Annotated in this window: 18 protein-coding genes and 1 tRNA gene; 11 read left to right on the top strand and 8 right to left on the bottom strand. The window is 69.7% G+C overall.

Annotated features, from left to right (window positions below):
* Position 1 precedes the first annotated feature (1 nt).
* Positions 2 to 78 (top strand) — tRNA-Arg (locus AABM41_08740).
* Between the two features lie 33 nt (positions 79 to 111).
* Here the strand turns inward: AABM41_08740 and AABM41_08735 are convergent.
* The 3 genes from AABM41_08735 to AABM41_08725 form a co-directional block, all read right to left on the bottom strand.
* Positions 112 to 1122 carry an ACP S-malonyltransferase gene (locus tag AABM41_08735; protein MEK6192394.1) on the bottom strand — a complete coding sequence of 337 codons (1011 nt, stop codon included), beginning with the start codon at positions 1120 to 1122 and terminating at the stop codon, positions 112 to 114.
* A complete protein-coding gene (locus AABM41_08730) occupies positions 1119 to 3410 on the bottom strand; it encodes a thiamine pyrophosphate-dependent enzyme (protein MEK6192393.1) in 2292 nt (763 codons plus the stop codon). The genes AABM41_08735 and AABM41_08730 overlap by 4 nt, the downstream gene beginning before the upstream one ends.
* A 169-nt stretch (positions 3411 to 3579) precedes the next feature.
* Positions 3580 to 4425: a DMT family transporter gene (locus AABM41_08725; GenBank protein ID MEK6192392.1), complete on the bottom strand. Its 846-nt coding sequence runs from the start codon at positions 4423 to 4425 to the stop codon at positions 3580 to 3582.
* A 124-nt stretch (positions 4426 to 4549) separates the two neighbouring features.
* Here AABM41_08725 and AABM41_08720 point away from each other — a divergent pair, with 124 nt between their 5' ends.
* The 4 genes from AABM41_08720 to AABM41_08705 all read left to right on the top strand — a co-directional run bounded on the left by AABM41_08720 (position 4550) and on the right by AABM41_08705 (position 8614).
* Positions 4550 to 5665, top strand: a complete 1116-nt coding sequence (locus tag AABM41_08720; protein MEK6192391.1) for an ABC transporter ATP-binding protein — start codon at positions 4550 to 4552, stop codon at positions 5663 to 5665.
* The gene (locus AABM41_08715; GenBank protein MEK6192390.1) at positions 5662 to 6816 is read left to right on the top strand and encodes an extracellular solute-binding protein; all 1155 of its coding nucleotides are present in this window, start codon (positions 5662 to 5664) and stop codon (positions 6814 to 6816) included. The genes AABM41_08720 and AABM41_08715 overlap by 4 nt, the downstream gene beginning before the upstream one ends.
* A gap of 88 nt (positions 6817 to 6904) precedes the next feature.
* A complete protein-coding gene (locus AABM41_08710) occupies positions 6905 to 7801 on the top strand; it encodes an ABC transporter permease (protein MEK6192389.1) in 897 nt (298 codons plus the stop codon).
* Positions 7802 to 7813: 12 nt separating this feature from the next.
* Positions 7814 to 8614 (top strand): ABC transporter permease, encoded by an 801-nt coding sequence (locus AABM41_08705; GenBank protein ID MEK6192388.1) that lies wholly within the window; start codon positions 7814 to 7816, stop codon positions 8612 to 8614.
* Positions 8615 to 8635: 21 nt separating this feature from the next.
* On the opposite strand, the gene AABM41_08700 is transcribed toward AABM41_08705, so the two are convergent.
* Positions 8636 to 9037 (bottom strand): (2Fe-2S) ferredoxin domain-containing protein, encoded by a 402-nt coding sequence (locus AABM41_08700; protein ID MEK6192387.1) that lies wholly within the window; start codon positions 9035 to 9037, stop codon positions 8636 to 8638.
* 154 nt (positions 9038 to 9191) lie between these two features.
* On the opposite strand from AABM41_08700, the gene AABM41_08695 reads away from it, so the two are divergent.
* The 3 genes from AABM41_08695 to AABM41_08685 all read left to right on the top strand — a co-directional run bounded on the left by AABM41_08695 (position 9192) and on the right by AABM41_08685 (position 11422).
* A complete protein-coding gene (locus AABM41_08695) occupies positions 9192 to 9377 on the top strand; it encodes a helix-turn-helix domain-containing protein (protein ID MEK6192386.1) in 186 nt (61 codons plus the stop codon).
* A gap of 128 nt (positions 9378 to 9505) precedes the next feature.
* Positions 9506 to 10648, top strand: a complete 1143-nt coding sequence (locus AABM41_08690) for a rhomboid family intramembrane serine protease (GenBank protein MEK6192385.1) — start codon at positions 9506 to 9508, stop codon at positions 10646 to 10648.
* Positions 10649 to 10651: 3 nt separating this feature from the next.
* Complete coding sequence (locus AABM41_08685; GenBank protein MEK6192384.1) at positions 10652 to 11422, top strand: dienelactone hydrolase family protein; 771 nt, start codon at positions 10652 to 10654, stop codon at positions 11420 to 11422.
* A gap of 8 nt (positions 11423 to 11430) precedes the next feature.
* On the opposite strand, the gene efeU is transcribed toward AABM41_08685, so the two are convergent.
* Positions 11431 to 12321, bottom strand: coding sequence for an iron uptake transporter permease EfeU (gene efeU / locus AABM41_08680; GenBank protein MEK6192383.1), 891 nt, complete (start codon positions 12319 to 12321; stop codon positions 11431 to 11433).
* A 162-nt stretch (positions 12322 to 12483) separates the two neighbouring features.
* On the opposite strand from efeU, the gene AABM41_08675 reads away from it, so the two are divergent.
* Together AABM41_08675 and AABM41_08670 are read left to right on the top strand one after the other, a co-directional pair.
* Positions 12484 to 13680, top strand: coding sequence for an acyl-CoA dehydrogenase family protein (locus AABM41_08675; GenBank protein ID MEK6192382.1), 1197 nt, complete (start codon positions 12484 to 12486; stop codon positions 13678 to 13680).
* A gap of 21 nt (positions 13681 to 13701) precedes the next feature.
* Positions 13702 to 14268 (top strand): hypothetical protein, encoded by a 567-nt coding sequence (locus AABM41_08670; GenBank protein ID MEK6192381.1) that lies wholly within the window; start codon positions 13702 to 13704, stop codon positions 14266 to 14268.
* A gap of 43 nt (positions 14269 to 14311) precedes the next feature.
* Here AABM41_08670 and AABM41_08665 read toward each other — a convergent pair whose 3' ends face one another.
* The 3 genes from AABM41_08665 to AABM41_08655 form a co-directional block, all read right to left on the bottom strand.
* Entirely contained in the window at positions 14312 to 14821 is a 510-nt protein-coding gene (locus AABM41_08665) for a hypothetical protein (GenBank protein ID MEK6192380.1), read from the bottom strand.
* The gene (locus tag AABM41_08660) at positions 14818 to 16083 is read right to left on the bottom strand and encodes a class I tRNA ligase family protein (GenBank protein MEK6192379.1); all 1266 of its coding nucleotides are present in this window, start codon (positions 16081 to 16083) and stop codon (positions 14818 to 14820) included. Before AABM41_08660 ends, AABM41_08665 begins: the two co-directional genes overlap by 4 nt.
* 158 nt (positions 16084 to 16241) lie before the next feature.
* Positions 16242 to 16691: a DUF2269 family protein gene (locus AABM41_08655; GenBank protein ID MEK6192378.1), complete on the bottom strand. Its 450-nt coding sequence runs from the start codon at positions 16689 to 16691 to the stop codon at positions 16242 to 16244.
* Between the two features lie 46 nt (positions 16692 to 16737).
* Between AABM41_08655 and AABM41_08650 the strand changes: the two genes are divergently transcribed.
* Positions 16738 to 17697, top strand: coding sequence for an ornithine cyclodeaminase family protein (locus AABM41_08650; protein ID MEK6192377.1), 960 nt, complete (start codon positions 16738 to 16740; stop codon positions 17695 to 17697).
* Positions 17698 to 17699: the final 2 nt, after the last annotated feature.

The following is a 17699-nucleotide window of genomic DNA, read 5'->3' as shown; positions in this document are numbered from 1 at the left end:
GGTCCCCGTAGCTCAGTGGACCAGAGCGGCTGCCTTCTAAGCAGCGGGTCGCAGGTTCGAATCCTGCCGGGGACGCCAAAAGGAGCCGCGCCGCAGCCTGCTCGGCGTGCACTACCGATGCATGGACAGGACCAGGGGCGAGTCGCCGGCCTGGGCAGACTCGAAGTCGGCCCGCGTTCGCAGGCCGTGGTAGCCCTCGGCCACCACCAGCTGGCCGGCCACGCCCCCCAGCGTGTTGCCCGGCCCTGTGAGGACCAGGACCTGCGGGGCGTACTCGCGCAGCGCGACACGTGCCCCGGCCGCAAAGTCGTACGGGGTGACGAGCTGCTCGCCCAGCGTGTAGCGGGCCAGGTCGGCCGGATCGGTGGCCCAGGGCGTGAAGCGCGCCCCGCGGCCGTCGATCAGGGTAAGGCTGGGCGCGCTCCACGCGAGGCCGCTGAACCGCTCGGCCGCGGCCTTGGCCACCCCTGACAGCAGCGGGCTGTGGTACGGCCCATGGAGCGCCAGGCGCAATGGGAAGTGCCGCTCGCCAATCTGGACTGGTGGAAGGGTTTCGAGTAGCCGGCCGATGCCGGCATCGGTCCCGGCGAGGACCACGTATCCGCCCAGGTCCACACTGGGAAACACCTCGCCGCCGTCGACCAGCGCGGCGTCGATGGCCGCCGCCAGCTCCGGGGCGGGCTGCCAGTCGGCGTCCAAGCGGGGATAGATGACCTGCCCGCCGCCGGCGCCAGACGCAGCCTCTTCCTGGTCCTGGGCGATCCCCTGCACCAGCCGGAAGCCGTCGTCGAAGTCCAGGGCATCCCCGACGGTCAGGGCGGTGTACCAGCCCAGCGAGTTGCCGATGGCGGCCACGACCCGGTGATCGGCCATGGCGCGCTCGGCGTCCAGGAGCGAGATGAGCCAGATCAGCGGGGACGCGTTGGCTGGGCGGAGATGGACGGCGGCCTCGAACTCGTCGGCGGCGTCCAACGCCAGCAGGCTGTCGAGCCCCAGGTCAGCGCGGAGCGCCTCGGCCCGCTGGACAAACGGGTGTTCGGCGGGGAGAGATCCCAGCGACGCCGCGGTGTAGGCGCCGCGCCCCGGGAACACCAGCACCGCCCGGGGCCGCTCGTTGATCATGATCGGCTGCCCGATGTGGCGCCGGCGCGTCGCCGGTGTGGCTTGACGCGGACCTTCGAGTGGGCGGTCTTGACCGCCGCGGCCACGACGTGGTCCAGACCCACCAGCACCGCTGAAGTGGCCGTCCCCAGCGGGACGAACGAGTCGACCGCCCGCACGCTCGCCAGCCGGCCCCCGAAGGAGCGCTCGGCGAGGTCCGCGATCAACGCATCGGCCACGCCGCCCCCGGTGGCGCGGCATTCGTCGACGATCAGCACCCGTCCGCAGTCCGCCGCATGGCGGCGGACTGCCTCAAGCGGGAGGGGCGCCAGCCAGCGCAGATCCACCACTCGGGCCGTGATCCCGTGCTCCTGGGCAAGGATGGCCTGGGCCTGAAGGGAGAGGCGGAGCCCGTTCGCGTAGCTGACGATGAGCAGATCGGTCGCATCGGCTCCGTACACCCCCACCTCACCCGGCAGCAGATGCCCGGGTGGGGGTGGGTAATCGGCCAGCCAGCCGCCGTCGCCTTCGGTGTGCTGGTCGCGCTCGTGGTAGAGGGCGATGGGCTCGAGGAAGATCACGACCAATCCGTCTTCCCGCGCCATGGCAACCGCCCCGCGCAACATCCGGGCCGCGTCGTCGCCCCGCGCCGGGACGGCTATCACCACGCCGGGGATGTCGCGCAGGGCGCCGATGCTGTTGTCGTTGTGGAAGTGGCCGCCGAAGCCCTTCTGGTAGGCGAGGCCCGGCACCCGGACGACCATGGGGTTGCGGAACTGGCCAGAGCTGAAGAACTGGAGGGTGGCCGCCTCGCCCCGGATCTGGTCCAGCGCGTTGTGAAGATAGGCCAGGTACTGGATCTCGGGGATGGGCAGGAGCCCGGCGTGCGCCGCCCCCTGGGCGATGCCGAGGATCGAGGTCTCGTCCAGCAGGGTGTCGAAGACCCGACCGGCCCCGAACCGCTGCTGGAGGTCGTGGGTCACGTTGTAGACGCCGCCCTTGCGAGCGACGTCCTCGCCGAACACGATCAGCTCGGGGCGGCGAGCCAGCTCGTCGGACAGCGCGGCGTTGATGAGTCCGGCCAGGGTCCTGGAGTTGGGCTTGGTCGCCTCCTCGGGGAGGGTCCCGCCGAACGTTGCGCGGCGGACGTCCGCCTTGAGCACGGGCTTGGACGCCCGGGTGGCGACCCGCTTGGGATGGTAGGGGGCCAGTGGAGCCGTCACCTCGGCGGTGGTCGTCAGCCGCGGGCGAAGGGTGGCTTCCTCCGAGGCGGCCTGGATTCGATCCCGGACGTCGGCCACCAGGGCCCGGAGCTGATCGGGCGTGGCGGCACCGGTCTCCACCAGGCGCCGCGCATTGCGCAGCAGCGGATCATGGCTTTCGGTGGCGGCAATCTCGTCCAGCGACCGGTACGCCTGCTCCGCGTCACTCCCGGCATGACCCCACAGCCGCACGACGTCGAGGTGCAGGAAGAGCGGCTCGCGGGCGGACCGAACGAGCCGGATGGCCTCCGCTACCGCGTCCCACACCTCGTCGACCTCGCCCGACGCATGCCGGTAGTGGAGGTGGGTTTGGGTGGAGAACGTCTCGGCCAGCCAGCCTTCCGGGGTGGGCACACTGATGCCGGTCTGGTTGTCCTCGCAGACGAACAGGATGGGCATGGGCAGACCGATGCGCGCGCCGTAGCGCGCGGTGTTGAAGGCCGCCAGGGCGGTGGCATGGTTCACCGTCGCGTCGCCGAACGAACACATCACGATGGCGTCGGGTGGCAGCTCGTCGCCCAGCCCCAGTCGCCGGGCACGGGCCAGGGAAAACGCCATCCCCACCGCCTTGGGCAGGTGGGAGGCGATGGTGGAGGTCTGAGGCGGTACCCACAGCGGGCGGCTGCCCCACACCTTGTGCCGTCCCTGGGCGATGGGGTCTTCGCGGGATGCGACGATACCCAGCAAAGCATCGAAGGCCGGGGTGCTGCCCGGCAGCTGCCGCGACCGAGCCATCATGAATCCGCCCGAGCGGTAATGGAGGAAGGACGGGTCCGTGATCCGGAGCTGGGCGCCCAGGACCGCATTGTTCTCGTGGCCGGCTCCACCGACGGTGTGGAAGCTGCGGTTCGTCTTCTTCAGCTGCCGTGCGGCCACGTCCAGCTGGCGGCTGGTGACCTGGTCCTCGAACAGTTCGACCGCCTCCCGTGCGGTCAGAGTTGAGCCCGGGCGCAGCGACGCGCCCGGCTCTAGGCGGGCGGCAGGCGTCAGGCCGGTGAGGAGTCCATCCAGGGCATCCTCGACCACGGCGACCCGGTCGAAGGTCATGCGCCGCCGATGATAGCGCCGGGCTGCCCCGCTCCCGGTGATCAGCCCGGGAAGCCGCCGCCGGTCGTCGCGCGCGTGTGCGTCGACATCGGTCCTCCTCCGAGTGTGGCTGGCGGGAGGAGAACCGATGGGTGGTTACCCGTCGCTTACGGGCGGCTTACTGCGGGCTCTAGCGACCCAGCGAGATGAGCACGATCCCGGCCACGGCCAGCAGCACGCTGAGGAGTCCTAGGCGCGGCAGGCGCTCCCCGAGGACGGCACGCGCCAGGACCATGGTGGCCAGCGGGTAGAGGCCCGACAGGGGAGCGGCCAGCGCGACGCTGATGTCGTCGCGCGCGAGAACGAAGAACACGTTGGCCGCCACGTCGAGCGCGCCGGCCGCCACGATCAGGGGGAAGACGGATCGGAGGGCAGGCAGGCTGGAACGTGCGCGGGTGAACGCCACGATGGCGACGGTCACCACGACCGCTGCCGCTCGGCTGGCTACCAGCGCCCAGAGCCCGTTCTGCTCGGCCGCGCGGTCGATGATCAGGTACCAGGTGCTGAACCCGACCGCCGCGCCCAGCGAAAGGAGGAGGGCCGAGCGGCTCGCGGCGTCGCGCGAAATATCGGTGGCCGCCACGGCCGCGGCGACCACGCAACCCACCCCGATTACCGCCACCAGCGCCAACTCAGCTCCCAGCAGGACAGTCACCAGCAGAGGGATGACGGCCGCGCCTGCTCCGGACAGCGCCGACACGAGGCCCATGGCCCCGGTCGACAGCGCCTGATACAGGAAGGCGAGACCGAGTCCGCCGCCGATCCCAGCCAGGGCGCCGAGGGCCAGCGTCTCGGGTGCCGGGGCCGCGGGCGCTACGACGACGACCCCGGCCAGGAGCGCCAGGAGCCCGATGACCTGCGATCCGGCCGTCACCGCGATCGGCGCTGCGCGGCGCGAGGCGAGGCCACCGGCAAAGTCCGCCACGCCCCAGGCGGCGCCGGTCGCCACTCCCCACAAGACTCCAGGCTGGATCACGGACTCCCTCCGGGCAGGTCCCGGACTGTATCAGCCAGCGGTATTGACACGGCCGCGTCACGCATCGCAGAGTGCGCCAATCCTCGCGCCGCCCTGCCTGGCGTGACCTGATCCCGAGGTGCCCGTGGCGATCGACACTGCTGCTCCGCAGGCCGCACCCGCGGCGCGGTCATCGGTTCCCGCGGTCAAGCTGGAGGGCCTGGAGAAGACCTTCGGCGACGTGGTAGCCGTCGCCGGAATTGACCTCGACATCGCCGACGGCGAGTTCTTCTCGATGCTCGGGCCATCCGGCTCGGGCAAGACCACCACCCTGAGACTGATCGCCGGCTTCGAGCTGCCCACTGCCGGCCGGATCCTCCTCCACGGACACGACGTCACCGGTATCCCGCCCTTCGACCGCGATGTGAACACGGTCTTCCAGGACTACGCCCTGTTCCCGCACATGACGGTCGGGCAGAACGTGGCCTACGGTCTCGAGATTCGAAAGGTTCCCCGCCCAGAGCGTGATGTCCGGGTCGCGGAAGCGTTGGCCATGGTTCGCCTGGATGGATTCGAAAACCGGCGCCCGAACCAGCTGTCTGGGGGCCAGCGCCAGAGGGTGGCCTTGGCCCGGGCATTGGTCAACCGGCCGCGAGTCCTGCTGCTCGACGAGCCGCTGGGTGCCCTGGACCTGAAGCTCCGAGAACAGATGCAGATCGAGCTGAAGGACATCCAGAAGGAGGTTGGCATCACGTTCGTGTACGTCACCCACGACCAGGACGAGGCCCTCACCATGAGCGATCGACTGGCGGTCTTCAATCGCGGGTCGATCGAGCAGGTGGGGACCCCAGCCGACGTGTACGAGCACCCGGCAACCACATTCGTGGCCGGCTTCGTCGGGACATCGAACCTGCTCCGGGACGAGACCGCCCGAGCGGTCATCGGTCGAGACGGCATCTTCACGGTCAGACCAGAGAAGATCCGGATCGAGGATCCGACGACGGCTCCTGAAGCCGATGAGCAGTCGACAACCGGTCAGGTGCGCGAAGTGGTCTACCTGGGATCGGATACGCGATATATCGTTGCCCTGGATGCTGGTGGCGAACTGGTCGTCACCCAGCAGAACCTACAGACATCATCCATGGAGGTTCTCGCCGCGCGGGGGCGACCTGTTCGCCTGATCTGGAAGCGGCACCACGTGTTGAGCCTGGCCGCCGGCCAGGAAACGGAGGGGGCACAAGAGGGAGTGGAGAGTCCATGACGAAACTGCGAATCCCGGCGCTGCTGGTCGTGCTCGGCCTGGTGGCGGCGGCTTGCGCGTCGCCTGCGCCGAGTGGAATGCTCGAGACGCTCGGCGAGGGAGAAGGCGAGCTGAACCTCGTCATCTGGGCCGGGTATGCCGAGCGCGGCGAGAACGACCCGGCGTACGACTGGGTCACCCCGTTTGAGGAAGAGACCGGCTGCCAGGTGAACACCACCGACATGACCGATTCCGGGAATGGTGTCGACCTCATGCAGACCGGTGAATACGACGGCATCTCCGCGTCGGGCGATGCCACCCTCCGGCTCATCGCGGCCGGCACCGTGGCTCCGGTGAACGTCGAGCTCATTCCGAATTACGTGCAGATCTTCGAGGGCCTGAAGCTCCAGCCGCACAACTCGGTGGACGGCGTCCCCTACGGCGTTCCGCACGGTCGCGGCGCCAACCTGCTCCTGTACAACACCGACGTGATCTCCGAGGCCCCCACCAGCTGGGCTCCGGTCTGGGAGGACGCGGGGGACTATTCGGGGCAGGTCAGCATCTACAACTACGCGATCTACATTGCCGATGCCGCCCTGCATCTGATGCAGACCGATCCCGACCTCGGCATCGAAAACCCGTACCAGCTCAACCAGGAGCAGTTCGACGCCGCGGTGGCGCTGCTCCAGGCTCAGAGCGAGCACGCGATCTACTGGGGCACAGCCGCGGAGCAGATCCAGTCATTCGCTGCGGAAGAAGCGGTGGTCGGCACCACCTGGCAATACCAGGCGAATAACCTGACCGATTCGCCGGTGGCGGTCACCCTGCCCGACGAGGGCTCGACCGGGTGGTCCGACACCTGGATGATCGCCTCCGATGCCGCGCATCCCAACTGCATGTACAAGTGGATGAACCACATGGCATCGGCGGATGCGAATGCCCAGGCCACGGTGTGGTTCGGGGAGGCAGCAACCAGTGACGCCGCATGCGAGGCCGCCGAGGCGCTCTCGCCGGGACACTGCGAAACGTTCCACGCCACCGACGAGGAGTACTTCGGCCGGGTTTGGTACTGGGCGACCCCTCAGGCCGACTGCGCCGATGAGGACGACGCGACCGAGTGCGTGGATTGGGACGCCTGGGTCGAGGCCTGGACTGGCGTCGTGGGCGGCTGAAGCCGTCGCCTTCCGGTCCGTTAGCAAGCAGCGGCTCCCCGCGGGACATCCACCGGGGAGCCGCTCCGTTTCCGACTGAGGTCAGGCCATGACGCCGTCAGCGGCGCCTATCCAGCCGACGGCGGGTCGTCGGTTTGCGGCGTGGCTCCACGCCCGACCCCGAGTGCAACTCCGGCTCCTGCTGGCCGGGCCGTGGGTGTGGATGGTCCTGGTCTACCTCGGCTCCCTCGCCATCCTGCTCCTCAACGCGTTCTGGGAAAAAGACGCTTTCAGCGGCCAGGTCATCCCGTTCACATGGACTCTGGACGCGTTCGAGACCATCTTCACCGTCGACGTCTACCGCACGATTGCGATACGGACCATCTCGGTTGCGGTGCTGGTAACGCTGACGGACATCGCGCTGGGGTTCCCGATCGCCTACTACATGGCCCGTGTCGCGTCGCCTCGCCGACGCCGCCTGCTCGTGGTTGCGGTGCTCATGCCGTTGTGGGCGAGCTACCTGGTGAAGATCTACGCCTGGCGGGCGATCCTGCAGGGCAACGGTCTGGTCGACTCCATCCTTGCCCCACTGGGCGTCGAGGGGCCGGGGCTCACCGAGGTCGCCGGTAGCTGGCTGGTGCTCAGCTACCTGTGGTTGCCGTACATGATTCTCCCGATCTATGCCGGGCTGGAACGTATCCCCAACTCGCTGCTCGAAGCGTCGAGCGACCTCGGTGCACGCTCCTGGCGCACGTTTCGCCGGGTCGTGCTGCCCCTGGCTCTGCCCGCTGTCGTTGCCGGGTCGATCTTCACCTTCTCCCTTTCGCTCGGGGACTACATCACCCCGGCCCTGGTCTCGAACACGAAGTTCATCGGTAATGTCATCTACGACAACTCCACCCTGGGCAGTTTGCCGATTGCGGCCGCCTACTCGCTGCTGCCGATCGTGATCATGGTCGTGTACCTGCTGATTGCACGCCGCTTCGGCGCGTTCGCCTCGCTGTGAGCGCCCAGCCTCGTGACTGAGTCTCCGCTGGTTCGGGTCGCCCTGCGGGTGTTCTCCGGGGGCGTGCTGGTCTTCCTGTACTTGCCGCTGGTCGTCCTGGCCGTCTACGCCTTCAACCCGAGCCGAACCCTGGCGTGGCCACCCACCGGCTTCACCTTGAACTGGTTCACCCAGGCGGCCGCCAACCCCCGGATCATCGAGGCTTTCTGGAACTCGATCCTGGCTGGCGTGGGCGCGACGGCGGTGGCACTGATCTTGGGGACGCTGGCCGCCCTGGCCGTCCAACGATTCGAGTTCTTCGGCAAGGAGACAATCTCTTTCATCGTCATCCTCCCCATTGCGCTGCCCGGCGTTGTCACCGGCGTCGCGCTGAGCACGACCTTCCAGACCGTGGGCATCGACTTCGGCCTGGCGACGATCATCATCGGGCATGCCACCTTCTGTGTCGTGATTGCCTACAACAACGTCATCGCCCGGCTTCGACGCCTTCCGCGGTCTCCGGAGGAGGCCTCCGCCGATTTGGGGGCGGACTCGTTCACCACGTTCCGGCGGATCACGCTTCCCGGGATGCGCACCGCGCTCCTGTCGGGCGCCCTCTTGGCATTCGCGCTGTCCTTTGATGAAGTCATCGTCACCAACTTCACGGCGGGCCCCGGAACTGAAACCATCCCCTTGTGGATCCTGGGCGCCATCCAGAGACCGAACGAGCTGCCCGTGGTCAACGTCGTGGCGCTGGTCCTGATCCTGCTGTCGGTGCTGCCCGTCTACCTCGCCCAGCGCATCAGCGAGGAGGCAGGAGGGATCGCTCGCTAGGCGGGAATCGCCTCAGTCCGTTCAGGCGTCTTGAATTTGGTCCCGACCGGGCGTGGGCCACGGCGCGGTGCGACCGATCGGCCGGCCGTCGGGGTCGCGGTCCAGCTCGTGGGATCCCATCGTGGTCGGGCGAAACCGCAGGCGCTCTACCGGCTCCCCAGCAACCAGGTGGCGCTCCAAGATCTCGGCCGTGTCAGCAGGGCTGACCGCCGAGTACCAGATCCCCTCGGGGTAGACCACCACCATCGGTCCGTTGCCGCACTGGGAGAAGCAGCCGGATTTGTTGACCCGCACACGGTCGGCCAGGCCGGCCTCGGCCACGTGAGCCTTCAGGGCGGCATGCACGCCCAGTCCGTCACCATCCACCGTGGGGCACCACTCCCCGGAGGTGCAGACGAAGACATGACGCTCGAACAGGGACATCTCCTTCCGAATGTACTCCCGCCTCGGACCGAATGTACCGGGGCTCCGCAGAGCACCGGAACCCTACTATCCGACCACGAGCCGCGCCGACCAGTACCCTCCGAGCCGGCGCGGCTCATACCTCACCAGAGTGGTTGGGAGAGCAACACCACACATGATGCAAGACGAAGGCGGCAAATTGCTGACGGCCACCGAAGTGGCCGAGATGCTGCATCTCCACGTCAACACCGTGAAGCGCCTTGGCGACCGCGGCGAACTGCCGTTCTTCCGCGTCGTCAAGCGCGGCGACCGCCGCTTCCGGTACAACGACGTGGTGGAGTTCCTGCACCGGGCCAAGTAAGCCGGCCCTCGGGGCTCCCATAAGACCACCGCCCGGGGCGACGGGCGGGCAGGCCCCTCCAGGGGGGCGCAAACGACCGTCGGACCCACGTCCGGCGGTCGTTCGCATGGCTGGCATACTACGCCGGCATGTCCGCCGACCCCATGGCCGTCCTCGCCGAGGCGCGCCGCCTCCTCGACTCGGGCGACCCCGAACGGGCCCTTGCCGCGGTCGAGGACATGACCCGGTCCGGCAATCCTGAGCTGGTCGGCGCGGCGTGGATGCTGATCGGCACCGGGCGCTACCGCATGGATGACGAAGCCGGCGCCATGCAGGCGTGGAGGGCGGCCGCGGACACCGAGAGCGCCGCCTCGTGGATCGGCTGGCGGTCGATGGCCGAGCAACTGGTGCGCGATGGCGATCTGAATGCCGCCATCGAGGCCTACCGCGAGGCCGATCGCCGGGCCCCGCCGATGGAACGCCCGCCCATAGCCAGCCGGCTGGCCTGGCTGGCCAAGGAGACCGGCCACGACTTCACGGCCCGCCGCGAGTTCAACCGATCCCGAGGGGCGTATGCCACGTACGCCCCGTTCGTGACCTGGATCCTCATCGGCGCCAACGTCGGGGTGTTCGTGCTTGACTCGGTTCTGGGCGGTGGGGTTCTGGGGGCGAGTGGGCCCCTGCTGGAGGCAGGCTTCGTAAGTGGTGACGCGGTGGCGGCCGGCGAGTGGTGGCGGATCCTGACCAGCGCCTTCCTGCACGTCAACCTGTTCCACATCCTGTTCAACATGTGGGCCCTGTTCCTGTTCGGACCGCTCCTCGAGCAGCTGTACGGGCGAATCGAGTACTTGGCCATCTACCTGCTGTGCGCCGCCGGGGGCTCCGTGCTGACCGTCCTGGCCGCACCCCAGCAGCCGGCGGTTGGGGCCAGCGGCGCCATCTTCGGGCTGCTGGGGCTGGCGTTCGCCGTCTCCCGGCGCCGCCATCTGGCGCTGCCGCGGCAGACGCGGATGGTCCTGGGCCAGGTCGGGTCCCTGCTGTTCATCAACCTGGCTATCACGTTCTTCGTGCCCGGGATCAGCATCACCGGCCACCTGGGCGGCCTGGCGGTGGGCCTCGTCCTTGGCTGGCTGCTGCCGCCGTCGCCGGCATTCACCCTGGCCGGCCAATGGCAGGTCGCCAGCGGAGCTGTCATCGCCGGCATGCCGATGCTGATGCGGGTGGCCGTGTACCTGGGGGTCGCCGGGCTGTTGGTGGCCGGCACCGCGGTGGCGATGCTCAACATCGCCTGACCGATGTGCCATCCGGCCGATGCACGCCCGCCGCTGCCCCCCATCCGCGGCGGCGCTGTCGACGCCCGTGACCTGGTCCTGACCTCGGCCGACGGCACGCAGTTCGCGGCCCATCTCGCGCGCGCCGCCTCCCCGGGCGGGCCCGGCATCGTCGTCATGCCCGACGCGGGCGGCCTGAATTCCTTCTACGAGGACCTGGCCCGTCGCCTGGCCGAGGCCGGCGTGCATGCGGTGGCCATCGACCCCTACGCGCGGACCGCGGGCCTCGGCCGCCGGGGGCCCGACTTCGATGCCATGCCCCACGTGAGCCAGACCCGCCACGAGACCATCTCGGCTGACGTGGCGGCGGCGGTCGAAGCGCTGCGCGCCCCCGATGGAGGAGCCGCCGAGCGCGTGTACAGCCTGGGCTTCTGCTTCTTTGGGCGAGTGTCCTTCCTCCAGGCCGGCGAGGGGCATGGACTAGACGGTGTCATCGGCTTCTACGGCCCGCCGAGTGGTCCCAACCGGGCCGGCCTGCCTGAGCCGGTCGACCGCGCGCCGCACTTCACGAGCCCGGTGCTCGGCCTGTTCGGCGGCGCCGACCCGGGCATCCCGGCCGAGAGCATCGCCGCCTTCGATGCCGCGCTGAAGGCTGCCGGCGTCGAGCATCGGCTCATCACGTACCCGGACGCGCCGCACTCGTTCTTCGACCGCAGCGCGGACGAGCATGCCGAGGCCGCCGCCGACGCATGGCGCCAGGTGCTGGGTTTCGTGGGGATTCCGGTCGGGGACTGAGCCCCGGCCTAGGCCTTGGCGGTCGTCTGCTCCACCGGTCGGCTGGCTGCCTCGGCCGGCCGGAGCGGCCGGAGGTATAGCGGGAGCACGACCACGATGTACCCCAGCCAGGTCAGGAACGTGACCCACTCCGGTTGAGACGTGTAGCCGAACATCGCCCGAAGGAGGCTGCCCAGGAGCGCCGCCAGGCCCTCCCCGGAGTGGGGGAGGATCCCGCTCAGGTCGAACGCGGTCTCGGTGCCGATGGTGATCACGCCGATCTCCACCAGCTCGTGAACGGCGTGGCTCAGCAGCCCGGCGGCGATGAAGATCAGCGCCACCCCGGTCCAGCGGAAGAAGGTGCGCAGGTTGATGACGTGGGCGCCGCGGTAGAAGCCATAGCCGATGCCGACCGCGAGTGCCAGACCGATGAGCGCGCCCAGCAGGACGGCCAGCGACCCGCCGGCCGCGGATGATGCGGCGGCGACCTGGCCGAGCAGGAAGAGCGAGGTCTCGATCCCCTCGCGGACGACCGCGGCGAAGGCCAGGATCGTCAGGCCCCAGACCGACGCGTCGGTCAACGAGCGGTCCACCGCGGCCTGGAGCTCGCCGCGCATGTTGGCCGCCATCCGCCGCATCCAGAACAGCATCCAGGTCACCACGCCGGCGGCCAGGATCATGGCCGCGGCTTCGAAGACCTGCTCGGCGGGCTGCGGCAGGCCCCCGATCGTCGCCCACAGCGCGACCCCGATCGCCACGCTCAGCGCAACCGCCGCGCCGACCCCGACCCACACCCGTTGGAAGTGGCGCCGGTTACCAGTCCGATCCAGGTAGGCCAGGATGATGGCGACGATGAGGGCGGCTTCGACCCCCTCACGCAGGCCGGTGATCAGACCGGAACTCAGGGCGCCCAGTTCCATCCACGTCTCCTGTTTGGGGCCGGCGGGCCGGACGCACAGAGCCGGCCGCGCACGCCCCAGCCATGCTACGCGGGACCTGCCGCGACCGTCAATTCCCGACCGGCGATATCGGAATTCAACCGACCCAGCGACGGCGTTTCAGGGGGCTAGAATCCGGCACCAATGGTCGACTTCTCCCTGACCGATGAGCAGCGCGAGGTGCAGCGCACCGCCCGCGCCTTCGGCGAGCGCGAGATCCTGCCCCGCATCCGAGAGCTCGACTCGACCTCGACTTACGACCGCGGCCTGTACGAGAAGATGGGTGCGGTCGGCTTCCTGGGGCTGCCCATCCCCGAGCGCTACGGCGGGTCGGGCATGGACTACATTGCCTTCGCGGCCCTGTGCGAGGAGATGGAGCGGGCCGACACCGCGTTCCGGGTCATCCTCAGCGTCCACACCGGGCTGAACTCGCTGACGCTCCTGCAATGGGCGGACGAGGACCAGAAGCAGCGCTACCTCGTCCCGCAGGCGCGCGGGGAGAAGCTGGCGACCTTTGGCCTGACCGAGCCGGGTGTGGGAAGCGACGCCGCCAACCTGGCCACCACTGCCCGGCGCGACGGGGATCGGTACATCCTGAACGGATCGAAGGTCTGGATCAGCCTGGCCGATACCGCCGACTATTTCCTGGTCTTTGCCACCGTCGACCGTTCGCTGGGCCACAAGGGCATTACCGCGTTCATCGTGGAGCGCGCGTTTCCCGGCTTCAGCTCCGATTCGCTCCACGGCAAGCTGGGGGTCCGGGCCGGCAACACCGGGATCCTGTACTTCAGCGACTGTGAGGTCCCGGTGGCCAACCGGGTTGGCGAGGAGGGGGAGGGCTTCACGATCGCCATGAGCGCCATCGACCAGGGTCGGTACACGGTGGCGGCGGGCAGCGTGGGGCTGGCCGTCGCGTGCCTGGACGCATCGGTCAAGTACGCGCACGAGCGGAAGGCGTTCGGGGAGGAGATCGGCCGCCATCAGCTGGTCAAGCAGATGCTGGCTCGCATGCAGCAGGGGATCGAGGCCGGGCGGCTGCTGGTCTGGAAGGCCGGCTGGCTGAAGAACCAGGGCCTGCGCAGCACCCGGGAGACGGGCCTGGCCAAGTGGTTCTGCACCGACCACGCGGTCCAGTGCGCCATGGACGCGATCCAGATTCACGGGGCCTACGGCTACTCGGACGAGTACCCGGTGGAGCGCTTCCTGCGGAACTCGAAGGGCTCGGTCATCTACGAGGGGACGAGCCAGATCCACACCCTCATGCAGGCCGACTACCTGCTCGGCTACCGCACCGACAAGCCCCTCCGCATGCCCCAGCCCGCCTGGGAGGGCGAGTCCTAGCCCGCGTCTATACTCGCCGCCGTGAGCCGGAGCCTGGAGCTGACGGTGGGCCTGATGCTGCTCGTGATCGGGCTCATCGTGCTGAGTTCGACCTGGATCGGCGAGTGGTTCGCGGCCCACGGCTTCGACACCGACCTGCTGGCCTGGTGGCCGCTGTTTCTGGTGTTCCTGTCGCTGTTCTTCCTGATCCCCATCCTGTTCTCGCGGCTGTCGCGCCGGCTCCGGGCCGGCATGGTGATCCCCGGCGTCCTGTTGCTGCTGGTGGGCCTGGCACTCCTGTACACCAGCCTGACCGACCGATGGTCGGAGTGGTCCACGCTGTGGACGGTGGTCCCCTTCAGCCTGGGCCTGGGCCTGTATGCCGCCGGTTGGCTGGCCGATGCGCCGGCCTTCAAATGGATCGGCGCCGCGGTGGCGATTGCCGGTGTGGTCGCCTACATGGCCCTGGCGACTGCCTTTGGCGGTGAGGCATTCCGCCTGATCGGGGCGCTGGCGATCATCGGCCTGGGCCTGGCGTTGACCGTTGGCGGGTTGGCCCAACGGCTGGCGCGGAAGTCGCCGCCCGTCCCGCCGTCGCCTTCCGGCTGACCGATACCGCCGCCGCCCGACGGCGCACCGGTGGAGGGCCCGCTCACAGGCTGAACAGGAGCTCCGCCAGCAGGGCGGCGGCGAACCCACCCGCCACCGCCGGAGACAGGTAGCGCCGCAGCCGCCCGGCCGTCGCGAGGAGGCCTGCCAGCGCCGCCGCGGCCAGGGCGCCTCCCGTCCCGGCTGCCGAAGCCGCCGCCGCGCTGCCGAGTGCGGACCCGTCGGCGAGGATCGTGCCGACGGCCACCACGCCCAGGGCAGCGAACAGACCGGCTCCCAGAGTCACCAGCGCCGCCCGCCAGCCTCCCCGCTGGCTGGCTCCGGTGACGGCCGCGCCGGCGGCCAGCGTGGCCGCGAGGGCTGAAATGCCGGGAATCGCCGCATACGCATCGGTCGGCGGGGCGGCGATGAACCACCCGGCGGCCACCGCCGGCGCGGCCAGCATGCCGCCGGCCACGACCCAGGTGAGCGGCCGACGCCAGTCCTCCGGGTCCTCGGGCGGGACGACCTCCCCCAACTGGACGCTGGGCGGGATGTGAGGCGAGGCCGTCATGCGGCGGGCTCCAGGCGCAGGCCCAGGATCCGGGTCGCGAGGTCGCGCAGGACCGCTCCGGCGGCTTCCTGATCGGCCGGGCCCCGGTCCGATCCGAGCGCCAGCACGGCCAGCTGATCAAGGGTGGTCACGACGCGAGGTGTGTCGAGGTCATCGTCCAGGGCAGCCAAGGCGCTGTCTCGCAGCGCGGCCACCCCTTCGGGAACGGGCATCCGGTCGCCCATCACCGTCGGGGTCGCCGGCGCCGCCGGCGCAACCGCTGCCGCTTGCGCCCAGCGCTGCACCGTCAGTTGGGCCTCCGCCGCCAACCCATCGGTCCAGGTCAAATCGGCGCGGTAGTGATGGCGGGTGAGCGCAAGCCGGATGGCATCCGCCGGCCACCGCTCGAGCAGGTCTCGGACCATGACCAGGTTGCCCACCGACTTGCTCATCTTCTCATCGGCGTAGTGGACCATGCCGGTGTGGACCCAGTGACGGACCACGGGCCGGAGGCCGGTCGAGCCCTCCGACTGCGTGCGTTCGGCCTCGTGGTGCGGGAAGGCGAGGTCCCGCCCCCCGCCGTGGATCTCGAACCGGGGTCCGAGGTGGGTCACGCTCATGGCGGAGCACTCGATGTGCCAACCTGGCCGCCCGTCCCCCCAGGGCGAGGGCCAGGCCGGCTCGTCGGGGAGCGACGGCTGCCACAGCACCGGGTCCAGCGGGTCGCGCTTGCCGGGCAGGTCCGGATCGTTGCCGCGCTCATTGGCCAGCGCCAGGCGATCCGCCGCCGGCACGTGAGCCAGAGACCCGAACGCCGGGTCGGCGGCCACCGACAGGAACACGTGTTGGCCTGCCCGATATGCGAGGCCGGCCGCCAGCAATGGCTCGATCATCGCCACCATGTGCGGGATGTGCTCCGTGGCGCGCGGGTATGCGCTCGGCGCGAGCCAGTTCAGGGCCGCCATGTCGGCCAGGAAGCGGTCCGTGTGCAGGCGGCCCATGGCCAGGTAGTCCTGGCCCTGATCGCGGGCGTGGCGGAGCATGTCGTCGTCGACATCGGTCAGGTTCTGAACGTAGCGGACCGGGTGGCCGAGGTACTCGAGGTACCGGTGCAGGACGTCGAACGCCAGGTAGGTGAAGGCATGACCCAGGTGGGTCGTGTCGTACGGGGTGATGCCGCACACGTACAGTCCGAGGGGTCCGTCACCAATCGGCTCGAGTGGCAAGACTCCGGCCCGACGGGTGTCGTACAGGCGCAGGTTGAGCTGGCGCGGAGGGGGCACTTGCGCCGCGGCCCTAGAATCCGTGGACCATGTGGGAAGTATTGAAGTGGCTGGGCGTCTTTGCAGTCGCCCTGCTCGTCATCATCGTCGGGGCGTCATTTGTGCTGGGCACGCCGAATCCGCTCGATCGACTCTTCTGACTGACGGTCCCGGCAGGCTCACCACAGCTGGGGCTTGGTCATCATCAACAGCCCGATGACGCCGATGGCACCCGCCATCCCGTAGGCCAGGTAACGCTGCCGTCGCGCAAGGCGGGCCCACGTCTCCTGGTCCAGCGCGCCGGATAGGCCGAGCAACCGCCGCAGGTTGGGCCGCGCCACGACCGCCGCGACGACCAGGTTGGCGGCATACAGGCCGAGCGCCACCAACAGCCAGGGCTGAGTCAGCAGCTCCAGGCCGATGACCACCAGCAGCCCGATCCCGGTGATGGCCACGCCGAGGCCGATCCAGAACGAGCCCGGACCCTGGAGCGTGAGCACCAGTCGAGCCAGGCGGCCCTGGCCTCGGGTCGCGGAATCACGACGCAGGACGAACGGTGCCAGCACGTTCGGCAGCAGGAGCAGGATGGCCAGGCTGACGTGGGCGATGATCAGCGGGACGGGGCTCATGGCGAACCGATGCTAGCGCACGGGGGGCGGGTAGACTCCGGGGCCGATGGAGCTGATTGACGCCGCCAGCCTGCGCTCGCTGGTTCCCATCGAGCGCCTGCTCGACGCGGTCGATGCCGCGTACCGTGACGTGGCGGCCGGCCGGGACCGCTCCCCGTTGCGTCACCACGTTGAGCTCGGTGGTGGCGGGTTGCTGGTTCTCATGCCCGCCGTGCGCGAGGGTGGATCCGGGGCCGCCGTCAAGCTCGCCAGCTGGGTCCCGGGCAACCCGGAGCGGGGTCTGCCGACCATCCAGGGCACCGTGACCTGGTTCGACGCCCAAACCGGCGAACCTGCGTTCCAGCTCGACGCACCGACCGTGACGGCCATGCGGACCGGCGCCGCGTCCGGGGTCGGCGCACGGCTCATGGCCCGTTCCGACGCCACCGTGATGGCCCTGTTCGGCGCCGGGGTGCAGGCCGAGTGGCAGATCAGGGCCGTGCTCGCCGCGCGGCCGATCCGCGAGGTCCGCGTCTATTCCCGCACTCCGGCGCCCCGAGAGGCGTTCGCGGCGTCGATGGATGCGCAGGTGCCCGCCACGGTGCGGGCGGTGGAATCGCCCGAGGCGGCGGTCCGTGGCGCCGACATCGTGTGCTGCGTCACACCGTCCCAGACGCCGGTGTTCGACGCCGCGTGGCTGGAGCCGGGTGCCCATGTCAACGCCATCGGGTCGTTCCGGATGGGGATGGTCGAGGTTCCGCCCGAGGCCTTTGGCCGCGCGGCGTTGGTGGCCGTGGACTCGCGGGCCGCGGCCGCCGCCGAGGCGGGCGACCTGGCCGCCGCGGTTGCCGCCGGCCAGCTGGACGCCGACGCGTACGTCGAGATCGGGAGCCTGGCGCCCGGCTGGGCCGCGAGCCGTGACCCGGCGGCCATCACCATCTTCAAGAGCGTGGGACTGGCGATCCAGGACCTGGCCACCGCCGACCTGGCGGTGACCGCGTGGCGGGAGGCCCGGGCAGCGGGGTAGGC

It is taken from the genome of Chloroflexota bacterium (genome assembly GCA_038040195.1).
Lineage (GTDB): Bacteria > Chloroflexota > Limnocylindria > QHBO01 > QHBO01 > DASTEQ01.
This window is presented reverse-complemented; position numbering and strand designations above follow the sequence as displayed.

Excerpts from the sequence above, each read along its gene's own strand:
- AABM41_08650 (MEK6192377.1), top strand. The coding sequence starts at position 16,738 with ATGGAGCTGATTGACGCCGCCAGCCTGCGCTCGCTGGTTCCCATCGAG.
- AABM41_08715 (MEK6192390.1), top strand. The coding sequence starts at position 5,662 with ATGACGAAACTGCGAATCCCGGCGCTGCTGGTCGTGCTCGGCCTGGTG.
- efeU (MEK6192383.1), bottom strand. The coding sequence starts at position 12,321 with ATGGAACTGGGCGCCCTGAGTTCCGGTCTGATCACCGGCCTGCGTGAG.
- AABM41_08685 (MEK6192384.1), top strand. The coding sequence starts at position 10,652 with ATGTGCCATCCGGCCGATGCACGCCCGCCGCTGCCCCCCATCCGCGGC.
- AABM41_08665 (MEK6192380.1), bottom strand. The coding sequence starts at position 14,821 with ATGACGGCCTCGCCTCACATCCCGCCCAGCGTCCAGTTGGGGGAGGTC.
- AABM41_08700 (MEK6192387.1), bottom strand. The coding sequence starts at position 9,037 with ATGTCCCTGTTCGAGCGTCATGTCTTCGTCTGCACCTCCGGGGAGTGG.
- AABM41_08730 (MEK6192393.1), bottom strand. The coding sequence starts at position 3,410 with ATGACCTTCGACCGGGTCGCCGTGGTCGAGGATGCCCTGGATGGACTC.
- AABM41_08690 (MEK6192385.1), top strand. The coding sequence starts at position 9,506 with ATGTCCGCCGACCCCATGGCCGTCCTCGCCGAGGCGCGCCGCCTCCTC.
- AABM41_08695 (MEK6192386.1), top strand. The coding sequence starts at position 9,192 with ATGATGCAAGACGAAGGCGGCAAATTGCTGACGGCCACCGAAGTGGCC.
- AABM41_08735 (MEK6192394.1), bottom strand. The coding sequence starts at position 1,122 with ATGATCAACGAGCGGCCCCGGGCGGTGCTGGTGTTCCCGGGGCGCGGC.
- AABM41_08710 (MEK6192389.1), top strand. The coding sequence starts at position 6,905 with ATGACGCCGTCAGCGGCGCCTATCCAGCCGACGGCGGGTCGTCGGTTT.
- AABM41_08675 (MEK6192382.1), top strand. The coding sequence starts at position 12,484 with ATGGTCGACTTCTCCCTGACCGATGAGCAGCGCGAGGTGCAGCGCACC.
- AABM41_08655 (MEK6192378.1), bottom strand. The coding sequence starts at position 16,691 with ATGAGCCCCGTCCCGCTGATCATCGCCCACGTCAGCCTGGCCATCCTG.